At 70.9% G+C, this 2,839-nt stretch carries 5 protein-coding genes and 1 pseudogene; 1 reads left to right on the top strand and 5 read right to left on the bottom strand.

The features are described from left to right. Window positions 1-107: biotin carboxylase N-terminal domain-containing protein (locus ACF07B_RS42890; RefSeq protein WP_324603837.1), on the bottom strand; the 107-nt coding region annotated here is incomplete at its 3' end. A 355-nt stretch (window positions 108-462) separates the two neighbouring features. Here ACF07B_RS42890 and ACF07B_RS42885 point away from each other — a divergent pair. Beyond that, a pseudogene (locus ACF07B_RS42885) lies at window positions 463-903 on the top strand (hypothetical protein); the annotation flags it as partial. 552 nt (window positions 904-1,455) lie between these two features. On the opposite strand, the gene ACF07B_RS42880 reads toward ACF07B_RS42885, so the two are convergent. From ACF07B_RS42880 to ACF07B_RS42865, 4 genes are all read right to left on the bottom strand, one after another. Continuing rightward, window positions 1,456-2,076: a Maf family protein gene (locus ACF07B_RS42880; RefSeq protein WP_392182938.1), complete on the bottom strand. Its 621-nt coding sequence runs from the start codon at window positions 2,074-2,076 to the stop codon at window positions 1,456-1,458. 52 nt (window positions 2,077-2,128) lie between these two features. Then, window positions 2,129-2,257 carry a morphogenic membrane protein MmpB gene (gene mmpB, locus ACF07B_RS42875; RefSeq protein ID WP_328671104.1) on the bottom strand — a complete coding sequence of 43 codons (129 nt, stop codon included), beginning with the start codon at window positions 2,255-2,257 and terminating at the stop codon, window positions 2,129-2,131. Window positions 2,258-2,439: 182 nt separating this feature from the next. Continuing rightward, entirely contained in the window at window positions 2,440-2,649 is a 210-nt protein-coding gene (locus ACF07B_RS42870; protein ID WP_362408980.1) for an acyl-CoA carboxylase epsilon subunit, read from the bottom strand. 31 nt (window positions 2,650-2,680) lie between these two features. Then, window positions 2,681-2,839: carboxyl transferase domain-containing protein (locus ACF07B_RS42865; protein WP_392182939.1), on the bottom strand; the 159-nt coding region annotated here is incomplete at its 5' end.

Raw genomic sequence — 2,839 nt, 5'->3', positions numbered from 1 at the left:
CGGTCCGGTTCCGCATACACGGCAACGCTCGCGATCCCGGCATCCCGACATGCTCGGGCCACGCGGACAGCGATTTCGCCACGGTTGGCGATGAGCACCTTGCGCACGATGGCTCCCTCCTTGAAAACAAGCCGAGTTTAGGGACAGCCAACACGACGTTTCGAGCTGTCCCCAGTGGTGAGCTTGCCCACACGGAGCGTGATACGAGGCTCGCCCTACCCGCGAAATCCCTTGTCGTGCCAAGGCACGTGGGAATCCCTGCCTGAACCCTAGCCTTCAGGTGTGGTCAAGGTCTCTGTGGCTCCGTGCTGCGGCCCACAACGATTCTTTGTCGAGTCCCTACGAATGGCCCAACGATTCTTTGCCCTCGACCGAACCCTTGTCCCCGGGTTTACCCGTTAGTAGCGTTCGGGATGTCTAAGACGTACTTGGGGTAACAGCACGCGGAAGTGGGTGGGGCCGGTGGTGCGCAGACCGCTGGTGTGGGTGGCGGCGATCGTGCTCTTCGTGGAGGCGATAGGTATCGCCCTCCTCAACTGGTTCCTCGGCATGGTCGTCGACCGCCAGGACATGTCCATGGCCGGACTCGACTCCGACATGATGGCGCGGTCGTCGAAGATCGGCGGCCTGGTCTTCGGTCTCTACTTCCTGGCCTGTGCCGTGTCGGCCCTGCTGGTCGCGCTCCGACAGCGCCCCCCGGGCCTTGTCGGGCGTGTCCTGCTGGTCAGCGCCGCCGTGGTGCACGCCCTGCTCGGTGCCTTCACGGTGGGCCTGGTGGGCTGGGGCGCGTTCACCTTCATGATGGTCGTGCTCGCGTTGATCGTGTTCACCCTCCTGGCGTACGACGGCCGGGAGACCGGCCCCGTCGACGCCGCGCCGGAGGCCGGTGGGACCGGTGACGGCGAGGGGGACGCGGCCGAGGCGGGGAGCGCCGGCGTCGGCGAAGGCGTCGCCGCCGGGAGTGTCGACCTGGGGAAGGGCACCGAGGCGAAGGGTGCCGGGGCGACGAGCGCCGAGGCTACGAGCGCCGAGGTGACGAGCGCCGAAGTGACGGGCGAGGACGCCGTCGCGGAGGAGGGCGCGGTCGCCGCGTCCGCCTCTTCGGCGTCCTGACGGCTCACTGATCGCTCCCTCGGCCGTCCGGCCGCCCCGGGTACGGACCCGCGGGCGTCCGGGGTGTCCGGGGCGCGGGACTTTCGGGCGTCCGGGGCCGGGTGTCTGGAGTGCGGACTCTCGGGCGTCCGGGGCCGGGCGTCCCGGGACGCGGGCTTTCGGATGTCCGGGGGCGCAGACCCGTGGCTCCGGATGCCCATGGCTCCGGGTGCCCGGGGCTTCAGGCGTGCCGGGCGTCCGGGGCCGCAACCGTCCTCCGTCGCAACCGTCTTCTGTCGTACGGATGTTCGCGGAGTGGCCGGTCGGAGGGCTGCCTTGACCGGCCCCTCCGGTCCGTGGTCCTCAGGCCTCCCGAGGGGTCCACAACTCCGTGATGCCGACGCCCAGTTCGCCGAGCAGCCGGCGGACCGTCGGCAGCGAGATGCCGATGACGTTGCCGTGGTCGCCGTCGATGCCCTCGATGAACGGCGCCGAGCGGCCGTCCAGGGTGAACGCGCCCGCCACGTAAAGGGGTTCGCCCGAGGCGACGTACTCGGCGATCTCCGCGTCCGTCGGTTCGCCGAAGCGGACCACGGTCGAGGCGATCGCGGACTCCCACCGCTTCTGCGCCGTGTCCCAGACGCAGTGCCCCGTCTGGAGCGTGCCCGCCCGGCCGCGCATCGCCTTCCAGCGCGCGGTGGCCTCCTCGGCGTCGGCGGGCTTGCCGAGAGCCTGGCCGTCCAGGTCCAGCACGGAGTCGCAGCCGATCACGAGCGCACCCTGAACCTCGGGCCGAGCCGCCACGACGGAGGCCTTCGCCTCGGCCAGCGCGAGGGCCAGTTCGGCGGGAGTGGGCGCGGTGACGGCGTCCTCGTCGAACCCGCTCACGATCACCTCGGGGTCGAGTCCGGCCTGCCGCAGCAGATTGAGCCGGGCGGGAGACTGCGAGGCGAGGACGAGACGGCGGCGCGGCTGATCGGTCATGTGATCAGGATATCGGCGCCGATCCGCCCGCGCCTCGGTTGCCGGGCAGGCGTCAGCGGATGCCCAGCAGGATCATCGCGATCACCATGGCCAGCGCCAGGAGAACGCCCAGGCGTCGCAACATGTCCTGCATGTCGCGGAGATCCTCGGGGGGTTCGTTCTCGGGGTCGGACCACAGCATGCTCCCGATCGTGCGACGGAAGGAGGGCCGGGCACCTGAGTACGCGTACTCAACTTGGGGGCATCCTGTGAAAACGGCCCCGGCGCCGCCTGCGGAGGGCCGGGGCGGTCGCCCCGGAAGCCGAGATCCCCCCGGGACAGGGTCCGCGGGGGGATCAAGGGTTCTCGCGTGCCGGCGCGGGCCTAGCCCGGCCAGTAGCTGCGGCCCCACGACGTCGGGCCCGGCCGCGGGAGCCGGTGCGCGGCGACGCGGGCGGGGTCGGACCAGGAGTCACGCGGCCCGGACGCGCCGGACGGGGCGGAGGCCACCGCCGCGGCGCGTGCGCGGACCACCGCCAGTGCGGCGGCCAGCTCCTCAGGGGTCGGGTTGCCCCGTACGACCTTGATCGTCATGTCTGCTCCCAGGGTCCGGGTCTGCGGGGTTCTAGAGCGGGATGTTTCCGTGCTTCTTGGGGGGCAGTGATGCTCGTTTGGTGCGGAGCTGGCGCAGGCCGCGGACGACGTGGGCGCGGGTCTGGGAGGGCATGATGACGCCGTCGATGTAGCCGCGTTCGGCGGCTGTGTAGGGGTTGAGGAGGGTGTC

The organism is Streptomyces sp. NPDC015532, assembly GCF_043078065.1.
GTDB lineage: Bacteria > Actinomycetota > Actinomycetes > Streptomycetales > Streptomycetaceae > Streptomyces.
Note: the sequence above shows the minus strand (reverse complement) of the source record. Positions and strands in the feature narration are given on the sequence as shown.